The sequence below is a fragment of the Alcanivorax sp. 97CO-5 genome, assembly GCF_000524665.1.
Lineage (GTDB): Bacteria > Pseudomonadota > Gammaproteobacteria > Pseudomonadales > Alcanivoracaceae > Alcanivorax > Alcanivorax borkumensis.
In genome coordinates, this window is sequence record NZ_KI965890.1 from 1 (window position 1) to 3,467 (window position 3,467).

Genomic DNA, 3,467 nt, shown 5'->3' on the forward strand with positions numbered 1-3,467 from the left:
AGCTCTTTAACAATTTGGGAAATGAGAAGTCCAAGTATTCAATGAGAATGCAAGCGTTAGATATTATCTCTGACATTTGTGTCTTTATGGTGAATCGTTATCACGATGAAAGACCTGGGCGGTGATTGAGGATTTGTCGAGAGGCGGATTTGAGGTGACTGTTTTGGGTTATATAGTCAAGTGAATAAGCGTACACGGTGGATGCCTTGGCAGCCAGAGGCGATGAAGGACGTAGTAGCCTGCGATAAGCTTCGGGGAGTCGGCAAACAGACTTTGATCCGGAGATTTCCGAATGGGGAAACCCACCTGTCATAAGGCAGGTATCACATACTGAATCCATAGGTATGTGAGGCGAACGCGGGGAACTGAAACATCTAAGTACCCGTAGGAACAGAAATCAATTGAGATTCCGTTAGTAGCGGCGAGCGAACGCGGATTAGCCCTTAAGCTTGTGAATGATTAGGAGAACGGTCTGGGAAGGCCGGCCATAGTGGGTGATAGCCCCGTATCCGAAAGTCTGATCAAGTGAAATCGAGTAGGTCGGAGCACGTGAAACTTTGACTGAATGTGGGGGGACCATCCTCCAAGGCTAAATACTCCTGGCTGACCGATAGTGAACCAGTACCGTGAGGGAAAGGCGAAAAGAACCCCGGAGAGGGGAGTGAAATAGAACCTGAAACCGTGTACGTACAAGCAGTCGGAGCCTCCATGTGGGGTGACGGCGTACCTTTTGTATAATGGGTCAGCGACTTAATTTCAGTAGCGAGGTTAACCGTTTAGGGGAGCCGTAGGGAAACCGAGTCTTAATAGGGCGTTTAGTTGCTGGGATTAGACCCGAAACCGGGCGATCTATCCATGGGCAGGTTGAAGATGCGGTAACACGCATTGGAGGACCGAACCGACTACCGTTGAAAAGTTAGCGGATGACCTGTGGATCGGAGTGAAAGGCTAATCAAGCTCGGAGATAGCTGGTTCTCCCCGAAAGCTATTTAGGTAGCGCCTCGGACGAATACCACTGGGGGTAGAGCACTGTTTCGGCTAGGGGGTCATCCCGACTTACCAAACCGATGCAAACTCCGAATACCAGTGAGTACTATCCGGGAGACACACGGCGGGTGCTAACGTCCGTCGTGAAGAGGGAAACAACCCAGACCGCCAGCTAAGGTCCCCAAATTCCAGTTAAGTGGGAAACGATGTGGGAAGGCTCAGACAGCTAGGAGGTTGGCTTAGAAGCAGCCACCCTTTAAAGAAAGCGTAATAGCTCACTAGTCGAGTCGGCCTGCGCGGAAGATGTAACGGGGCTCAAACTGGATACCGAAGCTGCGGCTGCATACTATGTATGCGGGGTAGGGGAGCGTTGTGTAAGTCTGTGAAGGTGTGTTGAGAAGCATGCTGGAGATATCACAAGTGCGAATGCTGACGTGAGTAACGATAATGGGAGTGAAAAACTCCCACGCCGAAAGACCAAGGTTTCCTGCGCAACGCTAATCGGCGCAGGGTGAGTCGGCCCCTAAGGCGAGGCAGAAATGCGTAGCTGATGGGAAACGGGTTAATATTCCCGTACTTCTTATAACTGCGATGGAGAGACGGAGAAGGCTATGCCTACCGGGCGTTGGTTGTCCCGGGGAAAGGCTGTAGGCTGAGGTGTTAGGCAAATCCGGCACCTTAAGGCTGAGAGTCGAGACCACTGGTCCTTTGTGACCGGGAAGTGGTTGATGCCATGCTTCCAGGAAAATCTTCTAAGCTTCAGGTTATAAGGAACCGTACCCCAAACCGACACAGGTGGTTGGGATGAGTATTCTAAGGCGCTTGAGAGAACTCGGGTGAAGGAACTAGGCAAAGTGGTACCGTAACTTCGGGAGAAGGTACGCCGCTGAAGGTGATGAGACTTGCTCTCTGAGCTATCGGCGGTCGCAGTGAAAAGGCCCCTGCAACTGTTTATTAAAAACACAGCACTCTGCAAACGCGTAAGCGGACGTATAGGGTGTGACGCCTGCCCGGTGCCGGAAGGTTAATTGATGGGGTTAGCTTCGGCGAAGCTCTTGATCGAAGCCCCGGTAAACGGCGGCCGTAACTATAACGGTCCTAAGGTAGCGAAATTCCTTGTCGGGTAAGTTCCGACCTGCACGAATGGCGTAATGATGGGGGCGCTGTCTCCACCCGAGACTCAGTGAAATCGAAATCGCAGTGAAGATGCTGTGTACCCGCGGCTAGACGGAAAGACCCCGTGAACCTTTACTATAGCTTCACAGTGGACTTTGAACCTGTTTGTGTAGGATAGCTGGGAGACTTTGAAGCAGTGACGCTAGTTACTGTGGAGTCGTCCTTGAAATACCAGCCTGGCATGTTTGAGGTTCTAACCTAGGTCCCTTATCGGGATCGGGGACATTGTGTGGTGGGTAGTTTGACTGGGGCGGTCTCCTCCCAAAGAGTAACGGAGGAGCACAAAGGTACCCTCAGCACGGTCGGACATCGTGCAACGAGCGTAAAGGTAGAAGGGTGCTTGACTGCGAGACCTACAAGTCGAGCAGGTGCGAAAGCAGGTCTTAGTGATCCGGTGGTTCTGTATGGAAGGGCCATCGCTCAACGGATAAAAGGTACTCCGGGGATAACAGGCTGATACCGCCCAAGAGTTCATATCGACGGCGGTGTTTGGCACCTCGATGTCGGCTCATCTCATCCTGGGGCTGAAGCCGGTCCCAAGGGTATGGCTGTTCGCCATTTAAAGAGGTACGCGAGCTGGGTTTAGAACGTCGTGAGACAGTTCGGTCCCTATCTGCCGTGGGCGTTGGAGATTTGAGAGGAGCTGCTCCTAGTACGAGAGGACCGGAGTGGACGAACCTCTGGTGTTCCGGTTGTCACGCCAGTGGCATTGCCGGGTAGCTACGTTCGGACGGGATAACCGCTGAAAGCATCTAAGCGGGAAGCCTCCCTCAAGATGAGATCTCCCTGGGAACTTGATTCCCCTGAAGGGCCGTTGAAGACCACAACGTTGATAGGCTGGGTGTGGAAGCGTTGTAAGGCGTGAAGCTAACCAGTACTAATTGCCCGTGAGGCTTGACTATATAACACCAAAGCAGTTACTCGGCTTATCGCCAGGTAACGCAAAGATACGGTGTGAGAGATAACTAACCTTGCAGTTGAATAGCAAACTTCTCGTTACCCAATTTGGCTTTGCCGGTGTGCAGTATTTACCTAGGTAAAACACCGGGAAGGCAACCTATTTGGTCCTCCTGATTTAATCAGGAAAACCAAACCAGATTGCCTGACGACCATAGAGTATTGGAACCACCTGATCCCATGCCGAACTCAGAAGTGAAACAGTACATCGCCGATGGTAGTGTGGGGCTTCCCCATGCGAGAGTAGGTCATCGTCAGGCTCTTAAATACAGAAAAACCCTCGTCGCGTCAGTGGCGGGGGTTTTTTTATTGGCGCCTGTCCGGGCAGCCTAAAATCAAATTATAAC

The 3,467-nt window shown here is 51.8% G+C and carries 2 rRNA genes; both read left to right on the forward strand.

Going from position 1 to position 3,467, the window contains the following annotated elements:
- Positions 1-174: 174 nt before the first annotated feature.
- Positions 175-3,065 (forward strand): 23S ribosomal RNA (locus Y017_RS08020).
- Between the two features lie 199 nt (positions 3,066-3,264).
- Positions 3,265-3,380 (forward strand): 5S ribosomal RNA (rrf, locus tag Y017_RS08025).
- Positions 3,381-3,467: the final 87 nt, after the last annotated feature.